The 21,507-nt window shown below is 72.9% G+C and carries 16 protein-coding genes; 4 read left to right on the forward strand and 12 right to left on the reverse strand.

Annotated elements, in window-relative coordinates:
- Positions 1-219: 219 nt before the first annotated feature.
- Entirely contained in the window at positions 220-2,658 is a 2,439-nt protein-coding gene (locus DXZ73_RS07055) for a SpoIIE family protein phosphatase (protein ID WP_116210154.1), read from the forward strand.
- A gap of 63 nt (positions 2,659-2,721) precedes the next feature.
- On the opposite strand, the gene DXZ73_RS07060 is transcribed toward DXZ73_RS07055, so the two are convergent.
- The 3 genes from DXZ73_RS07060 to DXZ73_RS07070 form a co-directional block, all read right to left on the reverse strand.
- Complete coding sequence (locus DXZ73_RS07060) at positions 2,722-3,237, reverse strand: DUF4142 domain-containing protein (RefSeq protein WP_116210155.1); 516 nt, start codon at positions 3,235-3,237, stop codon at positions 2,722-2,724.
- 169 nt (positions 3,238-3,406) lie between these two features.
- On the reverse strand, positions 3,407-5,011 hold the full coding sequence (locus DXZ73_RS07065) for an alpha/beta hydrolase (protein ID WP_116210156.1): 1,605 nt from the start codon (positions 5,009-5,011) through the stop codon (positions 3,407-3,409).
- Between the two features lie 83 nt (positions 5,012-5,094).
- Entirely contained in the window at positions 5,095-5,736 is a 642-nt protein-coding gene (locus DXZ73_RS07070) for a TetR/AcrR family transcriptional regulator (RefSeq protein WP_116210157.1), read from the reverse strand.
- 61 nt (positions 5,737-5,797) lie between these two features.
- Here DXZ73_RS07070 and DXZ73_RS07075 point away from each other — a divergent pair, with 61 nt between their 5' ends.
- Entirely contained in the window at positions 5,798-7,405 is a 1,608-nt protein-coding gene (locus DXZ73_RS07075) for an FAD-dependent oxidoreductase (protein ID WP_116210158.1), read from the forward strand.
- A 19-nt stretch (positions 7,406-7,424) separates the two neighbouring features.
- On the opposite strand, the gene DXZ73_RS07080 is transcribed toward DXZ73_RS07075, so the two are convergent.
- From DXZ73_RS07080 to DXZ73_RS07090, 3 genes are all read right to left on the reverse strand, one after another.
- Positions 7,425-8,729, reverse strand: coding sequence for a sensor histidine kinase (locus DXZ73_RS07080; RefSeq protein WP_116210159.1), 1,305 nt, complete (start codon positions 8,727-8,729; stop codon positions 7,425-7,427).
- Complete coding sequence (locus DXZ73_RS07085) at positions 8,726-9,460, reverse strand: hypothetical protein (protein ID WP_116210160.1); 735 nt, start codon at positions 9,458-9,460, stop codon at positions 8,726-8,728. The genes DXZ73_RS07080 and DXZ73_RS07085 overlap by 4 nt, the downstream gene beginning before the upstream one ends.
- Positions 9,461-9,624: 164 nt before the next feature.
- Positions 9,625-9,981 (reverse strand): DUF937 domain-containing protein, encoded by a 357-nt coding sequence (locus DXZ73_RS07090; RefSeq protein WP_116210161.1) that lies wholly within the window; start codon positions 9,979-9,981, stop codon positions 9,625-9,627.
- A gap of 183 nt (positions 9,982-10,164) precedes the next feature.
- On the opposite strand from DXZ73_RS07090, the gene DXZ73_RS07095 reads away from it, so the two are divergent.
- Complete coding sequence (locus DXZ73_RS07095) at positions 10,165-12,435, forward strand: family 2 encapsulin nanocompartment cargo protein terpene cyclase (protein WP_240351247.1); 2,271 nt, start codon at positions 10,165-10,167, stop codon at positions 12,433-12,435.
- Here DXZ73_RS07095 and DXZ73_RS07100 read toward each other — a convergent pair.
- The gene (locus DXZ73_RS07100) at positions 12,428-13,024 is read right to left on the reverse strand and encodes a CGNR zinc finger domain-containing protein (RefSeq protein ID WP_116215465.1); all 597 of its coding nucleotides are present in this window, start codon (positions 13,022-13,024) and stop codon (positions 12,428-12,430) included. The two genes, DXZ73_RS07095 and DXZ73_RS07100, sit on opposite strands and share 8 nt — an antisense overlap.
- Before the next feature lie 127 nt (positions 13,025-13,151).
- Here DXZ73_RS07100 and DXZ73_RS07105 point away from each other — a divergent pair, with 127 nt between their 5' ends.
- A complete protein-coding gene (locus tag DXZ73_RS07105) occupies positions 13,152-14,042 on the forward strand; it encodes a phosphotriesterase family protein (protein WP_116210162.1) in 891 nt (296 codons plus the stop codon).
- Between the two features lie 64 nt (positions 14,043-14,106).
- Here the strand turns inward: DXZ73_RS07105 and DXZ73_RS07110 are convergent, their stop codons facing one another.
- Genes DXZ73_RS07110 through DXZ73_RS07130 form a run of 5 tightly spaced genes read right to left on the reverse strand, consistent with a single transcriptional unit; the run spans position 14,107 to position 21,464 of the window.
- The gene (locus tag DXZ73_RS07110) at positions 14,107-16,608 is read right to left on the reverse strand and encodes an acyl-CoA reductase (RefSeq protein WP_162890096.1); all 2,502 of its coding nucleotides are present in this window, start codon (positions 16,606-16,608) and stop codon (positions 14,107-14,109) included.
- On the reverse strand, positions 16,605-17,771 hold the full coding sequence (locus DXZ73_RS07115; protein WP_116210163.1) for an acyl-protein synthase: 1,167 nt from the start codon (positions 17,769-17,771) through the stop codon (positions 16,605-16,607). Before DXZ73_RS07115 ends, DXZ73_RS07110 begins: the two co-directional genes overlap by 4 nt.
- Complete coding sequence (locus tag DXZ73_RS07120; protein ID WP_116210164.1) at positions 17,768-18,922, reverse strand: GNAT family N-acetyltransferase; 1,155 nt, start codon at positions 18,920-18,922, stop codon at positions 17,768-17,770. Before DXZ73_RS07120 ends, DXZ73_RS07115 begins: the two co-directional genes overlap by 4 nt.
- Positions 18,919-20,196: an MFS transporter gene (locus DXZ73_RS07125; protein ID WP_116210165.1), complete on the reverse strand. Its 1,278-nt coding sequence runs from the start codon at positions 20,194-20,196 to the stop codon at positions 18,919-18,921. The genes DXZ73_RS07120 and DXZ73_RS07125 overlap by 4 nt, the downstream gene beginning before the upstream one ends.
- Complete coding sequence (locus DXZ73_RS07130) at positions 20,193-21,464, reverse strand: phenylacetate--CoA ligase family protein (protein ID WP_116210166.1); 1,272 nt, start codon at positions 21,462-21,464, stop codon at positions 20,193-20,195. The genes DXZ73_RS07125 and DXZ73_RS07130 overlap by 4 nt, the downstream gene beginning before the upstream one ends.
- Positions 21,465-21,507 lie beyond the last annotated feature (43 nt).

Raw genomic sequence — 21,507 nt, forward strand, 5'->3', positions numbered from 1 at the left:
GGACCGAATCCGGTGCGCGCGCACGGCGGCGGCCCGGACCCGCCCGCCGAACACGCCACGTCGTCGTTCGCGCACGGCGCGTACGGAGTGCGCGGGAGGCTTGAGCACCGGCCCGTGCGGGAAAGCTGTAAGGAAACGAGGCAGCAGCGCGCCATGCCCTGGATGCGACGGGCGTGGGAATTCCCGCTGTATCGCGCATCGAGAACGAGATGAAAGCCGATGGACGCCCTTGCCGATACCTTCCCGGATGCGGCGGCGGTTCCTGTCGCCGCCGTCGACGGTCGAGGCACCGTCACCCTGTGGAGTCCCCTGGCCCAGCGCCTGCTCGGCTATCCCGCCGACGAGATCGTCGGCCGCCCCGCTTCCGGCCTGCTCGCCGCCCCCCTGCCCGCCTCCGCGCGCACGTCGCTGACCAGGGCCGCACGGTGGAGTGGCGTCGTCCCCGCCCGTCACAGGGACGGCACCACGGTACGGATTCCGGTCCGTGCGTGCCCCGGTCCGGACGGTGACGGCGGGGTCGGATGGCTCGTCCTGACGGCCGCCCGGGACGCGCCCGCGGCCGCGCGGGAAAGGGAAGTCCGCCCGGACGGAGCCGCGCCGCTCAAGGAATGGGCCTATCTCCAGTCCCCCATCGCCACGTCGGTCTACGACAGCGAGCTGCGGCTCGTGAGCGTCAATGACGAAATGCTCGGCGTCGCGGGCCACCCGGAGGCGGAGATGCTGGGGATGCGCCTCGCCGATATCCACCCCGGCCCGCCGTTCGACGCCTTCGGCAGGATGATGGCCGAGGCGATGCGGACGGGAAAGCCTATCCGCACGGACGCCTTCTTCCGGGCGCCCGGTGAGGTCCGGGAGCGCGCCTGGGCCTCCTTCTTCACCCCGCTGAAGGACCCGGCCGGGCAGGTGCGGGGGCTCGCCCTCGCCGCCCTCGACCACACGGAGGAGTACCGGGCCCGCCAGCGGCTGGTCCTGGTCAACGAGGCGGGGGCGCGGATCGGGACGACCCTGGACGTGGCCCGTACGGCACGGGAGCTGGCGGAGGTCACCGCCGGGCCGTTCGCCGACTTCGTCGCCGTCGACCTCTTCGACTCGGTGCTCCACGGCGAGAGCGAGGAAGGGCGGGCGGACGACCCCGCCGGGCCCGCCGCCGTCCTGCGCCGCGTCGCCGCCCGCACCGCCCTCGACGAGGGTCCGGGCGCGGACCCGGGGCCGGCCGAAGCGCACCGCTGCCCGCCGCACTCCCCACCGGCCCGCGCGCTCGCCTCCGGCAGGCCGTCCCTGCACAGCGGCGACGACCCGGGGACCCGGGCATGGCTGTCGGACACCTCCGCCGTGCCCGCCGCCGTCCGCGAGCGCGGCGTCGGCTCCGTGCTCGCCGTGCCGCTGAGCGCGCGCGGCACCACACTGGGCGTGGCCACCTTCGTGCGCGCCACCGGCACCTACGACGCCGACGACCTGCTGCTCGCCTCGGAGATCGCGGCGCGGGCGGGCGCGTGTGTCGACAACGCCCGGCGGTACGCCCAGGAGCGTACGGCCGCGCTCACCCTCCAGCGCAGTCTGCTGCCGAGCCGGCTGCCGGACCAGGGGGCGGTGGAGGTCACCTCGCGGTATCTGCCGGCCGACGCGCAGGCGGGCATCGGGGGCGACTGGTTCGACGTCATCCCGCTGTCCGGCGCCCGGGTGGCGCTGGTGGTGGGGGACGTGGTCGGCCGTGGTCTGCAGGCGTCCGCCGTCATGGGCCGGCTGCGGGCGGCGGTCCGTACGCTCGCCGACCTCGACCTGCCGCCGGACGAGCTCCTCACGCACCTCGACGACCTCGTCATCCAACTGGCGCAGGGGCAGGGGACGAAGCCCTCGGCCACGGTGCGGGAGACGGGCGCGACCTGCCTGTACGTGGTCTACGACCCGGTGACGCGGCGCTGCGCCATGGCGCGGGCGGGGCATCCCGCACCCGTCGTCGTGCTGCCCGACGGCGCCGCGCGCTCCGTGCACGTCCCCAGCGGTCCACCGCTCGGGCTGGGCGGCCTGCCCTTCGAGTCGTTCGAGACGGAACTGCCGGAAGGCAGCCTGCTCGCGCTCTACACCAACGGGCTCGTCGAGGGGCGCGACCACGAGACCGGTCCGGGGACGGTGCGGCTGCGCGAGATCCTGACCGACCCTCCCGGGTCCCTGGAGCGGATCTGCGACGACGTGCTGGACACTCTGCTGCCCGACCGGACCGTGCGGCCCGCCGACGACGTCGCGCTGCTGCTGGCCCGCACCCGGGCGCTCGGCGACGACCGCGTGCGCAGCTGGAGCCTGCCCGCGGACCGGGCCACCGTCGCCGACGCGCGCAAGCACGCCTCGGAGCAGCTGACGGCGTGGGGGCTGGAGGAGCTGGGCTTCACCACCGAACTGGTCGTCAGCGAGCTGGTGACCAACGCGATCCGGCACGCCCACGCGCCCATCCGGCTGCGGCTGATCCGTGACCACGCGTCGCTGATCTGTGAGGTCTCCGACGCCAGCAGCACCTCGCCGCGGATGCGCCGGGCCAGGGTCTTCGACGAGGGCGGCCGGGGGCTGCTGCTGGTCGCGCAGCTCACCGAGCGCTGGGGAACCCGCTTCACCCCGGAGGGGAAGACCATCTGGGCCGAACAGCCGCTGGCCGCCGCCGGCTGAGCCGGCGGCACGGGTACGGGCGAGGACAGGGCCCGTACCCGTGCCGGTCCGGTGTGCGGCGGGTCAGCGACGGCGCATGCAGTCGCGCACCAGGTCGAGGTGGTGGGCGACGAAGGGCCGGGCCGCCCGGGCCGCTTCCTGCACCTCCTGGTCCTTCCCCGTCCTCACCTCGCCGTCGATGAGCTTGAGCACCTGGACGTGGCCGGTCTCCTGCGCCTTCAGCCAGACCTTGTCGTAGTCACGGGTGCCCGCCCGTTTCTGGATGTCCTTCATCTCCTGTTGCTGGTCGGCCGTGGTCGCGGCTGGGAGGTTGACCTTCAGCCGCTTCGCCAGGGCCCTGAGCGACTCGTCCATGCGGGTGTGGTCGCTGACGAGCACCTCCCCGGTCTCCTTGGTGCACCGCATGACGGCGTGCCGGCCCGCGTCCTTGCCGGCCGCGATCTCGGCCATGTTGCCCTGGTGCGCCGCTGTCAGGAAGGCGTCGTCGTGCTCGCACTCCGTGGCGAGTGCCGTCCCCGCCGCTGCCGTCGCCAGGGCGAGGGCCACCACCGCGGTACCGGCCCGGTGTCGCATAAGCATCGTTGGCTGCTCCGTTCCTCGTGTGCCCGCGGCACCCCTCGGCACCGCGGGCCGGGTTCTGGACGGGGGCGCTTGTGCCGACGCCCCTTCGGGTCTGATGCCTGCCCCGGGCCGATGCGACGCCACCCGCGGGGCGATCGCAGTCCCTCCCAATGGAGCAGCGGGCGCGTCAGGTGCAGGTGGAGTGGTCCGGCGGCAGCGTGCCTTCCAGCAGGAACGCGTCGATCCGTTCGTTGACGCAGGTGGCGTCCTGGGTGCCGTAGACGCTGTGGCCGCCGCCGGTGTCGGTCATGGTCACGGCGGAGCCGACCGCCGCGGCCATCTTGGGCAGCCACTGGACGGGGGTGGCGGGGTCGTACTCGGTGGTGTGCATGAGGATCTTGGGGGCGTCGGCGGCCCGTACGTCGTGCGAGGTGTCGTCCCCCGCCTGGGGCCAGCCGGTGCAGGCGGCCATGCCCGCGGCCATGAAGGGGCCGAAGACGGGCGAGGCGCGGACGAACTCGTGGTAGGCGGCGACGACCTGCCGGGTGGTGTAACGGCCGGAGGTGTCGGCGCAGTTGATCGCGGTCATCGCCTCCTCGACCTTGTCGTGGGAGCCGTTCTCCCGTTTGCCGCCCGCCCGGTCGGCCGCCGCCCGGCCGAGCTCCGCGGCCTCGCCGGGGTGGACGTGGTAGATGATGGCGGCCAGCAGGTTGGGGGTCTCGGGCAGGCTCTCGCGGGAGCGGAGCAGGCCCATGGTCTCCTCGATGGCGCCCTCGCGGTCGAGCTTGCGGCCGCCCGGCCAGTCGATCGGCTGGTCGTCGAGCTCGTCGAAGGCCCGGGCGACGTTGGTCATGGCCTTGTCGGTGTCGGAGCCGAGCGCGCAGTCCTCCTCGCCCCGGCCGGTGCACATCTCGACGGCGTGGCGCAGCGCCCGCTGGTAGGCGGCCGTCTGGGCGAGGGTGGAGTCCTTGAGGTTGGGGGCGGGTTCGTCGACGCCGTCCATGACCATGCGGCCGACCTTCGTGGGGAAGCGGTGGGCGTAGACGGCGCCCAGCTTGGTGCCGTAGGAGAAGCCGAGGTAGTTGAGCTTCTCCTCGCCCAGCGCCGCGCGGAGCACGTCCAGGTCCCGGGCCGCGTTGACGGTGCCGACGTACGGGATGATGTTGCCCGCGGTCCGCTTGCACCGCTGGAGCTCCCTCTCCTGCTCGGCGATGAAGTCGGCCATGCCGCCGGGTCCTGAGAGGTCCGGGCCGGGCAGGTGCTCGGCCTCGGTCATGCCGCCGTCGCCGCCGCAGAGCACCGGGGAGCTGGCGCCGACGCCACGGGGGTCGAAGGTGACCAGGTCGTAGCGCGTCCCGGCCTTGCTGAAGCCGTCGGGCCCGTACTCCTTGAGCTGTTTGAGGCCTGATTCGCCGGGGCCGCCGAAGTTCAGGACGAGCGAGCCGCCGCGGTCGGCCCGGCCTCTGGCGCGGTAGCGCATCAGCGCGAGGCTGATCTCGCCCTTGCGGGGGTCGGCGTAGGTGTACGGGACCTTGAGCCGCCCGCATTCCGCCGAGGCGTCGGCCTTCTCCGTCTCGTCCTTGACCGCCTTGTCCGTCTCCTTCGAGCAGGGCTTCCAGGTGATCTGCTGCTCGTAGTAGGCCGAGAGGTCCGGCTCTCCCGCGGCCCGGCCGGAGGAGGTGGTGCAGCCCGCGATTCCGGGTGCGAGCAGGGTGGCGGCCGCGAGGGGGACGGTCACGTTGGAGGCGCGCAGGAGACGGTTGAAGCACGAGGGGCGGCGTACGGACGTCATGTCAGGGACGGTATTTCGCGGGCCAACGGCGGGCTTTCCGGAAGGGGCGTCCGGGTGACGCGCACGGCGTGCCGCCGTGGAGGTCAGCCGTACAGGGCCCGGTCGAGGGCGGCGAATGCCTCGTCGACGTAACTCCGGTGGCTGTCAGCGATGTCCTCCGCGCGCTCGCCCGCGAGCAGCCGGCCGGCGGCCGCCGTGTAGGTGGCGCGGCAGACGGCGACGGTGAGGGCCGCGACGAGCCGGGGCCGCTGGTCGCCGATGGGGGCACCGGTGGTCTCCGCGACCGCCGTGGCGAGGGCGTTCTCCACCTCCTCGACTCCTTCGCGGGCCCGGGCCCGCAGGGCGGGAGAGTCCAGGACGATCCGCCAGAAGAACACGAAGCGGTCGGCGACGGCCGCCAGCGGGTGCCGCTGGTCGAGGAGTCCGAGCAGCAGCCGGTGCACCGCGCCGACCGGCGTCTCGCCGTCGTGCCGGTCGCGCACGGCGCGGGTGAAGAGGTCGACGGCCTCCGGGATGCGGTCGAGGAAGAGGTCTTCCTTGCGGGGGAAGTAGTTGAAGACGGTCATCGTGGAGACCCCGGCCTCCTTGGCGACCTCCGCGACGGTCACGTTGTCGAAGCCGCGTTCGACGATCAGTGCGGTGGCCACGTCCGAGATGCGCTGCCGCGTCCGGAGCTTCTTGCGTTCGCGCAGGCCGAGGGCCTGGTTCTCGTCGCCCTCGGCCATGAAGTCCTCATCCACGGAAAAATAATACCCACTCAAAATTTTTAGTGACTACACTTTTGCCATGGACTACGACGTGGTGGTGGCGGGAGCCGGCCCGGTGGGGCTGATGCTGGCGTGCGAGCTGAGGCTCGCGGGGGTGGACGTGCTCGTCGTCGAGCGGCTCACCGAAGTGGACACGACCGTCAAGGCGGGGGCGATCAACTCGCCCACCGCCGAGGCCTTTTACCGACGCGGCCTCCTCCCGGAGCTGGAGGGGATCCAGCGTGAGAACCTGGAGCGCTTCGCGTCCTTCACCCGGCAGCGGACGGCTGCCGACGGACAACCGCCCGCGCGGGCACCGAAGTTCGCCGGGCACTTCGCGGGCATCATGCTGAGCGCGGACCTCCTCGACGGGACCGACCCCGATTTCGCCGCCGCGGGACCGGCCGGCGAGGTCGGCTTCGTCGCCCAGGCATCGCTGGAGCTGCTGCTCGCCCGGCGCGCGGCGGAGCTCGGTGTCGAGCTCCGTCGCGGCGTGGAGCTCACCGGTCTCGACACCGTCGACGACCACGTCGTCGTCCGCCTCGGCGACGAGACGGTTCGCGCCGGCTGGCTCGTGGGCTGCGACGGCGGCCGCAGCACGGTCCGCAGGCTCGCCGGGTTCGACTTCCCCGGCACGCCCCCGGGGATCACCGGGCACCAGGCGGTCGTCGAGATGGAGGGCTCCGAGCGGCTGGGAGCCGGCTGGAACTGGACGCCCACGGGGACGTACGCGCACGGGCCGGTCCCCGGCCGCATCCTGACCGTCGAGTTCGACGGGCCCCCGGCCGACCGGGACGCCCCCGTCACCGCCGAGGAGCTGCAGACGAGCCTGCGGGCCGTGTCCGGGGTGGCCGACGTCACCGTCACCCGGGTGCACTCCGCCACCCGGTTCACCGACAACGCCCGCCAGGCGACCGACTACCGCAAGGGCCGGGTCCTGCTCGCGGGCGACGCGGCGCACGTCCACTCCCCGTTCGGCGGCCAGGGGCTCAACCTCGGCATCGGCGACGCGGTGAACCTCGGCTGGAAGCTGGCCGCCACGGTGCGGGGACGGGCGCCCGAGGGGCTGCTCGACACCTACACCGCCGAGCGGCACCCCGTCGGAGCCTGGGTCCTGCGGTGGACGAGGGCCCAAGTGGCGCTGATGCGGCCGGAGTCGCACGCGAGCGCGCTGCGCGACGTGGTCGCCGAGCTGGCCGGGACCGTCGACGCCACCACGTACTTCGTGAAGAAGATCTCCGGGGTGTGGCAGCGCTACGACATCCCGGGCGACCACCCGCTGGTCGGGCGCAGCGCGCCGGACCTGGAACTCGCGGACGGCAGCCGGCTGGCGGACCATCTGCACGACGGACGGGGGGTGTTGCTGGATCTCGTGGGGTCGCGGGAGGCGCGAGCGCTGGGCGAGGCATATGTGCCGGTGGTCAGCGGACGCTGCGCCTCTCCGCAGGAGCTGGGCGGATTGCTGGTACGGCCCGACGGGATCGTCGCATGGGCCGCATCCGATACGGCTGCGGCATTGGACGCTCTCGATGCGGCGCTGGCGCGTTGGTTCCTCCCCACCCCGCCCCTTCCCGAACCGGGGCTCCGCCCCGGACCCCGGCCCTCGAACTCCCCCAGCTACCGCTGGGAGGTGCCCCCACGGGCTTGATTTCTGGGACCGTCCCTGTTTACGGGGCCGGCTCCAAGTCGGGGTCGTCGTCGTACTCGGGCAGCCTCAGGACCGTCACCGCGCCGCCGTCCGTCGCGTTCGCGAACGTCAGCTCCGCGTCGATGATCCTCGCCTGGCCGACCGCGATGGTCAGGCCCAGGCCGTGCCCCTTGCCGCCGGAGCCCGTCGGCTTCGTGCGGAACCGCTGCGGGCCGTGTTCGAGGAGGTAGTCGGGGTAGCCCTCGCCGTGGTCGCGGACGGTGACCACGGGGCCGTCGACGGTGAGGGTGACGGGCGGGCGCCCGTGCCGGTGGGCGTTGGCGAGCAGATTGCTGAGGACCCTCTCGAGGCGGCGCCGGTCGGTCACCACGCAGGCGTCGCGCACGACGCGCACCTCCGCGTCCAGGCCGGAGGCCCGTACGGCCCGTTCGGCCAGCTGCCCCAGCTGGTGCGCGTCGAGGTCGGCCTGCTCCGTGAGCGAGTCCAGCCGGGAGATCTCCAGCAGGTCCTCGGTGAGCCGGCGCAGCGCCTGCACCCGGTCGCGCACGAGCTCGGTGGGGCGGCCCGGGGGCAGCAGGTCGGCCGACGCCTGGAGGCCGGCGAGGGGGGTGCGCAGCTCGTGGGCCACATCCGCGGTGAACCGCTGTTCGCTCTGGAGCCGCCCCTGGAGGGTGACCGCCATCGCGTCGAGCGCCGCGGAGACGGCGGCCACCTCGTCCTGCGGCTTGGAGGGGTCGGTGCTGCGCGGGTCGGCGACCCGGGCGTCGAGGTCGCCCGCGCTGATGCGCCGGGCCACGTCGGCGGTGCGGTGCAGCCGGCGGGTGACCCGGGAGACGGCGAAGACGCCGATGAGCAGGGTGCCGCCGATGGCCAGGGTCGAGGAGCCGATGATGGCGCGGTCGAGGCCGTCGATGGTGGCGGCGCTGTGCCGGTAGTCGAGCCGGGTGGCGAGGACCCCGCCGGCCGCGGGGGTCGCGGCCCACATCGTGGCGATGCCGTTGTCGTCGCCGAGCGCGGTGCCCCTTCGGCCGTGCAGCGCCATCTCCCGCAGTTTCGTGGGCAGTCCGGGCGGGTTGAGGACGGCCTGGTGGTGCACGGGGTCACCGGCGGAGTAGGCGCGGGCGGCGGAGTCGAGCCGTTGGAGCGCTTCGACACGGGCCTGGTGGACGGTCTGCCGGGTGACGATGACGTGCACCAGGGTGCCGAGGACCGCGGCGACGACGCAGCACATGACAGCGAGGAAGAGCGTGAACTTCCCGTACAGCGAGCCGAAGCGGGAGATCCTGGGCAGCCGCGGCCGTGCGGCGCGGGGTCCGGCGGTCATCGACGGGTCTCCGTGGGACGCGGGGTGGCGGTGGCCTCGACGCGGCGGATCTCGTCGCTCTTCAGCTCCATGTAATGCCGGTGGGAGTCCCAGGAGTAGACCGAGCGCACGGCGTAGTGGGGGGTGTCGGACGGCTCCCAGACGATCACGTCCCGGCCCGCCACCTCGATGGACGAGGGCCGCACCACGGTGGCCATGACGCGGGTGAGCTCCCCCTTGACGAGGGTGTAGCAGCGCAGCCCCAGGAAGTGGTCGTCCATCTCGATGCCGACGATCAGGTCGTCGTGCCCGTCGCCCGTGAGGTCCCGGAGGACGGGGGTGCGGATCGGACAGTTCCGCTCCGCCTCCGAGCAGGAGCTGATCTTGGCGGCGGTCGCCTCGTCCAGCCCGTCGGCGCCGGTGACGTCGTGCCGGTGGGCGGCGACCTCGGCCTTGACCACGGCGTAGGCGTCCACCTTCCGGATGTCCCCGGAGGGTACGGCCGCGATGCCCGGGACGCGCGTGGCGGTGACGTCGTCGTGCTGCTCACCCGTCGGGGTGGGGGCCGGGGTCCGCTCGGGCCAGAGCGGGGAAGGAGCCGCGACGGGCGCCGTCGTACCGGCGCTGAGCGGCTCCCCCGCGGCTCCGCACCCGGCCACGGTGGCCGTCAGCACCGCGGCCGCCCCGAGCGCCGTCAGGAGTCGCCGCGGGCGCGGGCCGCTCCCGGCGGCGGGGCGGGCAGATCCGGTCACTGCTGGGTCCAGGGTCGTAGGTCGTTCGACGGCTGGCCGTCGGCGCCGGCGGGGGCTCGGCGTACACCACGATGTTAAGCGAGTGCCCCTGGTGACCGGCGGGGCCCGCCCGGCGCTCCCGCTCGCGCGGTCGGCGAACGCCGGGCGCGGCCCCGTCGGACGAGCTACCGCTTGCGCCGCTTGGCGATGGTCGTCATGACCACGGGAAGCAGCAGTTCGAGCGCCCGGGCGACCGTGGCTTCCGGCAGGCCCGTTTTCTTGGCGACCGCTTTGGCGACGGGCCCGCTGACCTTGCCGAGCACACCGGACAGCAGCCCGCCGCCCAGGCCCCCTCCCAGCCCGGCGAAGCCGGCGACCCCCGCGGGGGCGCCCTCGGTGATCTCCTCCGGCAGGGCCTCGACCGTGGCCCCCACCACCCCCTTCGCACCCTCCGTATCCGTGCCGAGCTCCCCTGCGAGCTCCTGGATCCGGTCCTCGCCGAGTTCGTCCAATACGTCCTTCTGAAGCGTTTCATCGCCCATGCTCACGACATTACGCGCGCGGGCGTGTCCCCGTCCGCAAGATCGCCAATCGCTCACCCCGAGGCATCAGGGAGCCCCGGGCGCAAGATCCTTAACCGGGCCGGCATCCGCATTCACCAGATCGGGCGGAAGTACGACTTCCCGATCTATCCGACCGGGCGCCGCGAACTAGCGTGGTCGACCATGTCACAGCCCTTCGAACTCCCCTCCTTCTACATGCCGTATCCGGCGCGCCTCAGCCCCCATCTGGAGGGGGCCCGCGTCCACTCCAAGGCGTGGGCCCGCGAGATGCGGATGATCGAGGGCTCCGGTATCTGGGACGAGTCGGACTTCGACTCCCATGACTACGCGCTGCTGTGTGCCTACACCCACCCCGAGGTCTCGGGTCCCGAGCTCGACCTGATCACCGACTGGTACGTCTGGGTGTTCTTCTTCGACGACCACTTCCTGGACATCTTCAAGCGCACCCGTGACATGCCCGGCGCGAAGGCGTATCTCGACCGCCTGCCCGCCTTTATGCCGATCCACCCGGAGGACGCCGCCGGGACGCCCACCAACCAGGTCGAGGAGGGCCTGGCCGACCTCTGGGCCCGTACGGTCCCCGCGATGTCGGAGGACTGGCGGCGGCGTTTCAAGGAGAGCACCCGGCATCTCCTGGAGGAGTCGCTGTGGGAGCTCGCCAACATCGACGAGGGCCGGGTGTCCAACCCCGTCGAGTACATCGAGATGCGCCGCAAGGTGGGTGGCGCGCCCTGGTCGGCGAACCTGGTGGAGCACGCGGCGGGCGCCGAGGTGCCGGCCGCCGTGGCGGCGTCCCGCCCGATGCGCGTCCTGAAGGACACGTTCTCCGACGGCGTGCACCTGCGCAACGACATCTTCTCGTACCAGCGGGAGACCCAGGAGGAGGGCGAGCTGGCCAACGCGATCCTGGTCCTGGAGAAGTTCCTCGGCTGCGGCACGCAGGAGGCGGCCGACGCCGTCAACGACCTCCTCACCTCCCGGCTCCAGCAGTTCGAGCACACCGCGCTCACCGAGGTGGAGCCCATGCTGCTGGAGCACGGCCTGGGCCCCGACGCCTGGGCCGATGTCTTCGCGTATGTGAAGGGGCTCCAGGACTGGCAGTCCGGCGGGCACGAGTGGCACATGCGCTCCAGCCGTTATATGAACGGCGCCGCGGAGACCGGTGTGCCGGAGCACGCGCCCTTCGCCGTCGCGGCCGACGTGCTGGCCGGGCCCTGCGGCCTGGGCACCTCGGCGGCCCGGCTGGTGTCGTCCCTGGCCGCGTCGGTGCCCGCCAGGCTGCGGAGCTTCACCCACGTGCCGTTCCAGAAGGTCGGCCCGCTGCCGCACCCGGACTTCGCCATGCCGTACGAGACCCGGCTGAGCCCCCACCTGGAGGGCGCCCGGCGGCACAACGTCGAGTGGAGCCACCGGATGGGGATCCTGGAGGCCGTGCCCGGGGTGCCCGGGTCCGGGGTCTGGGACGAGGCCCGGCTCAAGGACATCGACCTGCCCCTGTGCGCGGCCGGTATCCACCCGGACGCGACGCCCGAGGAGCTGGACGTGGCGTCGGACTGGCTCACCTGGGGCACGTACGCGGACGACTACTACCCGGCGGTCTTCGGACGCACCCCGGACATGACCGCGGCGAAGACCTGTCACGAACGGCTCCTGCTGTTCATGCCGTCGGACCTCGCCACGATGCCCGCGCCGGCGAACCCGCTGGAGCGGGGCCTCGCCGATCTGTGGCAGCGCACGGCCGGCCCGATGGGGCCCGACGACCGCCGGACGTTCCGGGCGGGCGTCACGGTCATGCTGGAGAGCTGGCTGTGGGAGCTGTCGAACCAGAAGCAGAACCGCATCCCCGAGCCCGTCGACTACATCGAGATGCGGCGCAAGACCTTCGGCTCGGACCTCACGATGAGCCTCTGCCGGATCGGCCACGGCAACTCCGTACCGCCGGAGATCTATGAGACACGGCCGGTCAGGGCGCTGGAGTCCGCGGCGGCCGACTACGCCTGCCTGATGAACGACATCTTCTCCTACCAGAAGGAGATCGAGTTCGAGGGCGAGGTGCACAACGCGGTCCTCGTGGTGCAGAACTTCTTCGACTGCGGGGTGGCCGAGGCGCTCGGCATCGTCAGCGATCTGATGGCGTCCCGGATGCGCGAGTTCCAGCACGTCGTCGCGGTCCAACTGCCCGTACTCTTCGAGGACTTCGGCCTGGACGAGGAGGCCCGTACGGCGCTGACAGGGTACGCGGACGAGCTCAAGAACTGGCTGTCGGGGATCCTGACCTGGCACGCGGGGTGCTTCCGCTACGCGGAGGAGGATCTGCTGCGCCACAACACGAAGGCGGCGCCCGCGGGGACGCTGTTCGCACCGCCGCCGTTCACGCCGAGCGGGCTGGGGACGTCCGCGCTGCGCCTGTCCGCGCCGGTGCCGGTCAACTAGCCGGAGCTCGATCGCCGGACGGGTTCGCGGGGCCCGTCCGGCGCCGCTCACGGTGCGCCCTGACCCGGCCGCGGCTCGCGCACGCCGGGGACGGGCACCAGCGGCGGCGCCCGCCCAGGTTGGCGAAGACGCCGCGGCAGTCCGACTCGGGGCAGATCGCCAGCGCTTCCCGTTCGGGCCCCGTCAGGTGGTCCACCGCCTGCCGCGCCACCCGCCCCAGCGCCGCCCCCGCCGTCCGCGGAGGCTCCCGCCTCAGCCGCTCCCCGGCCACCAGGCGCACGGGGTCCGGCGTCGCGTCGAGGAAGCGGGTCAGCCCGGCGACCGCGCCCGCCGGTGGCGGCCCGTCGGCGACCACCGCGAGGGCCAGCGCACGGAGCGTCTCCCGCAGCGCCTGCGCTTCCCGCACATCGGCCGCCGAAGGCGGCCGCGCCGGGGACAGTTCGCTCCGCTCCAGCCACTCCCCCAGCCGTTCGGGCGTGGCGATGCGCTCGACGGGGTCCGCGCCGAAACAACGGCCGCGGGTCGCGAGCAGATTGAGCCAGGTGGCCCCGCAGTCGAAGCGGAGGGCCAGTCGGTCGTCGTCCTTCACCTCCGCATCGTAACGCTTCACCCGTTACAGTGATCATGTAACGGGTGAAGCGTTACGCATGAGGAACGTCGAGCGGGAGGAACGACATGGAGCTGCGGGAGTTGCTGTCCGGACCGGTGAGCGCGTCATGAGCGCAGTGCGTACGGTGCTCGGCGACCTGCCCGCCGGGGAGCTCGGGGTGTGCGACGCCCACGACCACCTCTTCCTGCGCAGCCCGCTGCTGCCCGGCCAGGAGCTCGACGACCGGGACGCCGCGGCCGCCGAGCTGCGGGCGTTCCGGGAGCTCGGCGGAGGAACGGTCGTGCAGTGGACGCCCCGGGGCATGGGGCGGCGGCTCGCCGAACTGCCGGGACTGGCCCGGGAGACGGGGGTGCGCATCGTCGCGGCCACGGGGCTCCACCAGGCCGTGCACTACGGGCAGGACGTCCTGGAGCGGGTGAAAGACGGCCTCGCGGAGTCGTTCGTCGCCGATCTGACGACCGCGCCGGTGCGCGCGGGCCTGGTCAAGGTGGCCGGCGGCTTCCACGGGCTCGACGCCCACGCCCGGCGGACCATGGCCGCCGCGGCCGAGGCCCACCACGCCACCGGCGCCCCGATCGCGGTCCATCTGGAGCTCGGCACCGGCGCCATGGAGGTACTCGACCTGCTCTGCGGCGAGTTGGGAGTGGCGCCCGGGAAGGTCGTGCTCGGCCACCTGGGCCGGTGCCCCGACACCCGGACGCACCTCCGGGCGGCGCGGGCCGGTGCGTTCCTGGCGTTCGACGGGCCGTCGCGTGCCCATCACGCCACGGACTGGCGGCTCTTCGACGCGCTCACCGCCCTCGCGGAGGCCGGTCACGCCGACCGGGTCCTGCTCGGTGGGGACACCACGACCGCGGCCGCCCGCGGCGGTCCGGGCATGCCGTATCTGCTGCGCGCGCTGCGCCCCGCGCTGGCGGAGGAGCTGGGCGAGGACTTCGTCCGACAGGTCCTCGTCGACAATCCGGCGCGGGCCTTCGCCGCCGACTGGGTGCGCTGACGTCCGCCCTCGGACAGCGAGGGGGCGGAGCACAGGCCCCGCCCCCCTGTCGATCCGGTGCCGCCTACTGCCTGGTGTCCACGACCGCCCGCAGCTTGCCGCTCATCGGCGCGCGTTCGAGACCGGCGCCGTCCACGGTCTCCACGGTGAGGTCGAGCAGCCGCTCGTCCACGGCCGACCGGAGCTCCGGGTAGTCGGCGAGGAAGGCGTCGCGTGCCGCGTCGGCCGGTACGTCGCCCGCGCGCTCCATGCGGACGGTGAGCGCTTCCCGGGGGCCGCCGTTGGCCAGCACGATCTGGAGCTCACCGCTGTAGTGGAGGCGCTCCTCCGCGATGGCCACGAACCGGCGGTAGTTGAGGAAGTACGTCGCCACCCGCATCACGTCGCCGAGCCGCCCGAGGAGCTCGAACCTCGGGGAGTGGCTGCCGCAGGGGCAGCGGCCGGGAAGGGTGCAGCCGAGGTCGCCGATGACGTAGCGGCCGATGCTCTGGCCGCGCCGGGCATGGGTGGTGAAGACCAGCCGTCCGGTCTCCCCCGGCTCCACCGGGCGGTCGGCGTCGACGTCGAGGACCTCCAGGGTGTGGAGGTCGGCGTGCAGGTGGTGGACGCTGCCGTCGCTCTCGGTGCACTGGTAGCCGAGCGGGCCGAGGTCCGTGCTGCCGTAGGTGATGGAGTGGATCACCTCGATGCCGAAGGTCTCGGTGAGGGTGCGGCGCTGCTCGGCGGTGAAGTGCTCGCCACCGTAGAAGATCTTGCGGATGCCGCCGTACGAGCGCAGCAGGTCCGCTTCCTCGTGGAGCAGCTGCCAGAGGTAGGAGGGCATCCCGAAGAGGGTGTCCGCCCGGTGGGCGATCAGCGTCTCGGCGGTCGCCCGGTGGTCGGTGCCCGCGGCCATGGGCAGCTGGACGCCGCCCAGCCGCTCCAGTATGGAGAAGAAGCTGATGAAGCTGCCGTACATCCCGCCGCAGTAGAAGAGGTTGGCGGTGCGGTCGTGGGCCGGGTCGTAGCCCGCGGCGAGCAGGCCGCGGGCGGCGGCGTGCATCTGGGTGTCGTAGTCGTCGTAGGTGAAGAGGGACAGGGCGGGGGTGCCGGTGCTGCCGCCGCTGCGGAAGTACAGCTCGGCGTCGCGCGGGGCGACATGGCGGTTGAGCTCCTGGACGTCCGTCTTGTCCCGCAGCGGCCCGGTGGGCGGCGGGAGGACGACGGGCCGGGCCAGGTCGTCGAGGCAGGCGGTGGTGGCGAAGCGCTCGTCGGCCTGGACGGCGACGCGGCGGCTGTAGCGCTGGAGGGCGTAGACGCCGTCGTGGGGTTCGCCGGAGTAGCCCGCCGTCATGGCGCCGACGGGGGTGACGCGGGTGGCGCCCGCGGCCAGGACCGTGCCGGACAGCTCGGCGATGTCCGGGCGGCTGCCCGCGATGCCCGCGGTCTGGAGGTAGCGGCGCATGGGGCGCAGGGTGGGGATGATCCGCTTGCGGGGCAGCGGCTTGATCCACACGCTGCGGTGCAGCGGGGAGGCGGTGAGGACGGGACGGGTGTCGGCCAGGACGCGCCAGGTGCCGTCGGGGGCGGTCAACACGCGGGTCAGACCGAGGTGTTCCTCCAGGCGGGCGATCAGCTCGGTGGTGGTGAGCTCGGCCTCCTCGGCGGGGTCGAGCACGTCGCCCTCCGGGGCGGGCACGGCCGCGAGCGCCTCGGCGAGGCGGTCGGCGAAGGCGAAGACGTCGTCGGCGTCCTCGGTGTCGAGGTAGACGACCTGGGGGCTGGAACACGCCTGCTGCTCGAAGAGGCAGACGTCGGCGGCGAGGGCGGCCAGGGTGGCCGGGTCCTGCCACGCGTCGCGGGTGAGATAGGCGAAGGAGATCTTGTGCCCCCACTCCACCAGGCGGCAGCCGGGCGGCACATGGGCGGCGACGCCCTCGACCGCGGCCTCGCCGCCCCATACGGCGACGGCGTCGGCGGGTGCGCACATCAGGCGCAGCCAGTCCTGCCGGGAGGAGGAGAAGCGCAGCACGATGACGCGGTCGGCGAGAGCGCCGGTCGGGTCGAGGGCGGCGAGTTCGGCGAGCAGGTGCTGGGCGAGGAGGGTGTCGCCACTGCTGGTCTTGAGGATGTTGACGTTGCCGGCGAGGAGGCCCTCGACCAGGCTGAGGGGCGCGACGGTGGCGGCGTTGCCGGGGGCGATGTGGGCGACGAGGCCGACGGGCGCCCAGGCTTCGTAGACCGTCTCCCTGGCGTCGGGGCGGCCCAGCCGCTGGGGTGCGGTGGAGCCGAGTTCGCGGCGGAGCTTGCGGGTGAGCGCGTCGCGGCCGAGGAAGGCGGCGAGTTCGGCGAGGATGTCGCCGCTCTCGTCGGCGGGGAGGTGCCCGGCGAGGCGTACGGACACGGGGTGGGCCGGGTCGGACAGGGCCGTGGCCAGCCGGTCGCAGGCGGCGAGGACCGTCTCGGTGTCGAGCGGCGCGGCGAGCGCCTCCTCGACGGCGGCGGGCAGGGTGGCCAGGCGTCGCCCGGCCTCGTCGTCACCGATGAAGGCGCCCTGCCAGTAGTGGTGGTTCATGTTTTCGGTCATGACATTCCCTTCATCAGTTCGGCGGCGGCCACGGCACAGCTGCGGTTGCGGCTGACACCGGCGCGGCCGTGGACGGTGAACCAGTCGGTGGCGAGCTCGCAGCCGCACTCCTCGCCGGGCCGCACGGAGGCGAGGTCGCCCATCAGGACGCTCTGGGCGGGTACGGAGGTGATGTACGGCGAGACGAGGTGCAGATAGCCGGGCTCGCCGTACGGCAGTGGTTCGAGGGTGCGCGTGGAGCGGGTGGCGATCCGGGACCACACGGGTGCGTGCAGGTTGTGGTGGTCGCACTCGATGTAGGGGATGCAGTGCTCGACGGAGCCGAAGGTGTCCCGGATCCGCTCGGAGGGGATGCCCAGCTGTTCGGTGACGCGGCCGTACAGCTCGTCCTTGCCGATGCGCTGGTCCGCGTGGCCCTTCCAGCCGCCGCCGAGGACCACCAGGGAGCCCTCGGGGAGGGTCAGGGGCGGCAGCCCCATGGCGCGCATCCGCTCCAGGGTGAACCAGAGGAACGCGGGGAAGCCCAGGATCCGTACGGGCGCGTCCTCCTCGGCGAAGCGGCGCAGCGCGGCGACGCAGCCGAAGGGGTCGAACTCATGGCCGTTGCCGGTGTTGCGCAGGGCGTATTCGACCTGGCGGGCGGGGGCGAAGTCGCAGAGGTAGTTGTCGGTGAAGGAGGTGCCGAGGTTGAGGTCGCGGGCGGGTTCGTAGCTGTAGAGGAGGTAGTTGACGTCCTGTTCCGGGGTGATCCAGCCGTTGCGGTCGAAGATGCGGGCGACCATGCGCTGGGCGGAGCGGATGGTCCACCGGTCGAAGAACATCTGGGACTTCTGGCCGGTGGTGCCGGAGGAGGTCAGGTGCAGGTCGACGTCGTCCCGGGGGATGGACAGGACCTCGTGGCGCTTGAAGAAGTTGGCGTGGACCAGCGGCGCACGGTACGGCTCGGTGGGCTCGACAGGCGCCGTGGCCTCGTACAGCTTCCGGAAGAACGGGGACCGGTCGGTGTGCCAGGCGTTGATCTCGGCCATGGCGGCCGTGAACAGCGCGTCCTCTGCGGGGCCGGTCGCGTAGGGGTCGGCCAGGTCGCACAGTTCCTGGACCCGGGGCAGCAGCTCCGGGTCGGGGACGTCGATCGGGGCGAGATGGGGGTTCACGGGGCTCATGGGGCAACCTCGGGTGCGGTCACGGCGGGCAGATGGGTCGAGGCCCAGGCCGAGACGTAGGAGTCCAGGTAGGGCTGGAGGGGCTTCTCGACGACGACGCCGCGGAAGTCGATGTGTTCGGTGGTCCGGGTCAGCACGACGTAGTCGTGGAAGCCGTCGCCCTCGGGGCGCATCGCGGGGTAGAGGGCGCTGGGGATGAAGTCCTGGGCCAGGAAGGCCGACAGCGCGCCGTGGTGGGCCAGCGGCACCAGTGCCTCGACGTAGCCCGCGCCCGCGCGGGTGAGGGCCCGGGTGATCGGTTCGAGGTAGCCGGCGGCGGCCGCCGGGTCGGGGTGGCCCGCGACGAGGGCGCAGTACTTCCCGGTGCGGTTGAGGTAGGCGTAGACCTCGAAGTCGCCGTCGTCGGGCACCAGCAGCACATTGGGGGTGTGCAGGGGGTAGAACCACTGGGCGGCGTCGGGGAAGCGGTCGTGGAAGCGGCGGCGGACGAAGGCGGGGGCCTCGACCATCTCCAGCGTCACGTCCGGGGCCTCGGGCGGTGCCGGGAGCGGGGCGGTGGGCCGGGCGTCCGCGTAGCTGATGCCTAGGCTGCGCTCGACGTTCCGCAGGAGCGGCAGCAGGGGCGCGGGCACCTCGCCGACGGGGACTCGGCGGTCCAGCACACCGGGCGAGTGACGCGCGTAGAGCGCGAGGCTCTCACGGCAGTCGAGGTCGACCGCGTTGGGCAGGATGCCCATCGGCCGGAAGCCGTTGCGCGAGACGACGCGCTGGGGACCGGCGCTGACGGTGCGGACCGTGGCGTAGACCGAGTCGAGGCGGCCGGGGTTGAGCATCCGGGCGCACAGCTCCTCGGTGAGCTGTCCGGCGAGGCCCGAGCCCCGCTGGTCGGGGTGGACGGCGAGCCCTTCGAGGCGGCCGAGGCGGCTGCCGGGTTCGCTGTGGATGGCGGCCGAGCCGACGAGCCCGCCGCTCTTGGCGGCCCCCGTGCGGCGGGCGACGAGCCAGAGGGTGAACGGGTCCTGGATGAGCCGGGACATCTCGGCGGGGTCGGTGCCCAGGGCTGTGGGGTAGTGCGGCCCGTAGACGGCGTAGTAGAGCTGGCGGAGCTCGGCGATGTCGGCGGGCGTGGCCTGTTCGATGGTGACGCTCACCGGGCCGCTCCCACGGCTTCCGCCTCGTGCGCGGGCGCGGTCTCCGGGGCCGGGGTGCGGTCGCGGAGCATCGCCAGCGCGCAGGCTGCGGGCACCAGTCCGGCCGCCTGGATCAGGCAGAGCGTCTGCGGGGACAGCTGGTCGCCGAGCGCGCCGAAGAGCAGGGAGGCGACGGGGAACGTCGCCCCGAGCACGGCCTGCATCACGGCGAAGAAGGCGGGCTTGTCGGCCGCGGGGACGAGCCGCTGGAAGAGCGCCACGAAGCGGACGCCGATCACTCCGACGCACCAGCCGGCCACGGCCAGGCAGCCGGCGATGACGGGCCGTTCGCCGACGATGCCGGGCAGGCCCAGGGCGAGGGCCATCGTGGCCAGGCACAGCGAGCCGACGACGGTGGGCCGGCCGGGCACCCGGGCGCCGGTGAACGAGCCGATCAGCGTGCCCGTGCCGAGCGAGGCCTCCAGCAGGGCGACGGTGCCACCGCCACCGTGGAGCACACCCTTGGTGTAGAGCGGGATGACGACGAAGACGGCGGTGGTGAAGAGGTTGGCGGCGGTGAAGCTGATGAGGATCTTGCGGACGAAGGGCAGGCCGGACAGGACCTGACGCAGCGTCCGCCGCTCCTCGGTGCCCGCGCCCTCCTCCGCGCCCCCGTCCGCGGGGCGGAAGCGCGCGGTCGCGATGAGCGCGGCGGCCGTCACATAGGCGGCCGCGCAGCCGACGGCGAGCCCGCCCACTCCGGCGCGGTCGACGATCAGGGCGCCGAGCAGCGCCCCGCCGAGGCTCGCCAGCGACTGGGTGGACAACTCGAAGCCGGTGGCCGCCTCGATGTCCTCGTCGTCGACGAGTTCGGGCACCGAGGTGGTCAGGCAGGGGTCGAAGAAGGCCTGGCAGGTGGCCAGGGCGAGGGTCGCGGCGTACGCGGCCGCGAGCGGCAGGTCGCTCGCGTAGGCCCAGGCGGCCAGCGCCGTCGCGGCCACGCCCGCGGTGCCCGCGGCGGCGCGCAGGAGCGTGCGGTGGGCGAGCCGGGCGATGGCGCGGGCGACGACGGGCGCCAGGGCCACGGCGGGCAGCGTGCTGACCGCCATGAACAGCCCCGAGGCGAGGCCGTTGCCGCCGCTGACGGCGTAGGCGACGAGCCACCAGGAGACACCGACCTGGAACATGCGTACCGCGGCCTGGGTCAGCACCTGGCCCAGCCAGACGGTGCCGAAGGCGCGGTTGCGCAGGACGAGCGGGAGCCTGCGGGACCGGTCCGTTGCGGGGGCGGTCATGCGGTCGGCCTCTCGTCGATGACGCGGATGAGCTTGCCGGAGCGGGAGTTGACGACGAGGTCGCGGTTACGGACCCACTCCACCTCCATCGGGTGGACGAATCCGGCGCGCAGGCTGTCGGGGTAGAGCGGGCGTGCCGTGCACAGCCCCTCGACGACCTCCTTGGCGAGGACGTCGAGACCGGCCGGGTCGTCGTCGCCGGGCGCGGTGGCCAGGCGCAGGACGAGCCCGTCACGGCCGTCCCAGCGGCGCACCACGAGCTGCATGCCGACGATGCGGCCCTCGCCGTCCGCCGCGGCGACGGCGTCCTGGGCGTCCTGCGAGTACAGCGACACCGGTCCGACGCGCACGCCTTCCTCGGCGCGGCCGAGGATCCGGAAGTGGCCGGCTTCGGTGTCCGTCCACTCCGCGCGGTCACCGGCGGGGTAGCGGATGATCGGCATGAGCAGGCGGAACAGGCTGGTCACGACGACCCGCCCGGGACGGCCCGCTTCGAGGATCGGCTCCCCGGTCGTCTCGTCGAGGATCTCGACGACGGAGTGCGGGGTGAAGGCGCGGTGGACGCGCGGGTCGGGTCCGGGCACGGGGCAGCCGAGCAGCCCGGCGTCGACGCTGGCGTAGCCGAGGGAGCGTGCCTCGGCGTTGGGGAAGGCGGCGGCCAGCAGGCGCCGCTGGTCGTCGAAGAGCGCCTCGCCGCCGAAGAACAGGAGCTCAACGGCGGGCAGCTGCTCGCCCCGGGCGACCAGGTGCTCGGCGAGGCGGCAGAGCGTGGTGGGGGTGCCCGCGACCACCTGCGCGGCGAAGTCGCGGAGGGTGGGGACCGTCGACTCCAGCGGCGCGGCGCCGCCGATGGGCAGCCGGACGTTGTCGACCGGCGCGTGGGAGAGGGAGTCGAGGATGAAGAGGAAGCTGGCGTACAGCTCGCCGGCGTAGAAGAGATCCGCCACGCGGTGGCCGGGCTTCAGGCCCGCGTCGACGAGTCCGCTGCCGAATGCGGTGACGAACTCCCGCCATTCCTCACGGGTGTAGCAGGAGAACTTGGGGGCGCCGGTGGTGCCGCCGGTCTTGTAGACGGACGCCTCGGTGAGCGGGCCGGTGAGCACGCGATTGTCGTGGAGTGTGTTGGCTGCCCAGAATTCTCCCTGGTCCACGACGGGAAGGGCCGTGAGGCAATCCACATCCGTCGTCAAGGACGCGTAGAGATTCGCATAGAACGGGGAGTGTTCACGGGCGTGACGTATGAGGTCCGGAAGCTGATGGACGGGCATGCGGCCTTGCCTAGAGAGAAGAAGAGGGTGTTACCGGCGGGGC

Origin of the sequence: Streptoverticillium olivoreticuli subsp. olivoreticuli (assembly GCF_003391135.1) — a bacterium.
Taxonomy (GTDB): Bacteria; Actinomycetota; Actinomycetes; order Streptomycetales; family Streptomycetaceae; genus Streptomyces; species Streptomyces blastmyceticus.

Coding starts and splice junctions, on each gene's coding strand:
- DXZ73_RS07065 (WP_116210156.1), bottom strand. CDS start 5,011: ATGACGTCCGTACGCCGCCCCTCGTGCTTCAACCGTCTCCTGCGCGCC.
- DXZ73_RS07125 (WP_116210165.1), bottom strand. CDS start 20,196: ATGACCGCCCCCGCAACGGACCGGTCCCGCAGGCTCCCGCTCGTCCTG.
- DXZ73_RS07080 (WP_116210159.1), bottom strand. CDS start 8,729: ATGACCGCCGGACCCCGCGCCGCACGGCCGCGGCTGCCCAGGATCTCC.
- DXZ73_RS07130 (WP_116210166.1), bottom strand. CDS start 21,464: ATGCCCGTCCATCAGCTTCCGGACCTCATACGTCACGCCCGTGAACAC.
- DXZ73_RS07095 (WP_240351247.1), top strand. CDS start 10,165: ATGTCACAGCCCTTCGAACTCCCCTCCTTCTACATGCCGTATCCGGCG.
- DXZ73_RS07075 (WP_116210158.1), top strand. CDS start 5,798: ATGGACTACGACGTGGTGGTGGCGGGAGCCGGCCCGGTGGGGCTGATG.
- DXZ73_RS07090 (WP_116210161.1), bottom strand. CDS start 9,981: ATGGGCGATGAAACGCTTCAGAAGGACGTATTGGACGAACTCGGCGAG.
- DXZ73_RS07105 (WP_116210162.1), top strand. CDS start 13,152: ATGAGCGCAGTGCGTACGGTGCTCGGCGACCTGCCCGCCGGGGAGCTC.
- DXZ73_RS07060 (WP_116210155.1), bottom strand. CDS start 3,237: ATGCTTATGCGACACCGGGCCGGTACCGCGGTGGTGGCCCTCGCCCTG.
- DXZ73_RS07070 (WP_116210157.1), bottom strand. CDS start 5,736: ATGGCCGAGGGCGACGAGAACCAGGCCCTCGGCCTGCGCGAACGCAAG.
- DXZ73_RS07055 (WP_116210154.1), top strand. CDS start 220: ATGGACGCCCTTGCCGATACCTTCCCGGATGCGGCGGCGGTTCCTGTC.
- DXZ73_RS07110 (WP_162890096.1), bottom strand. CDS start 16,608: ATGACCGAAAACATGAACCACCACTACTGGCAGGGCGCCTTCATCGGT.
- DXZ73_RS07115 (WP_116210163.1), bottom strand. CDS start 17,771: ATGAGCCCCGTGAACCCCCATCTCGCCCCGATCGACGTCCCCGACCCG.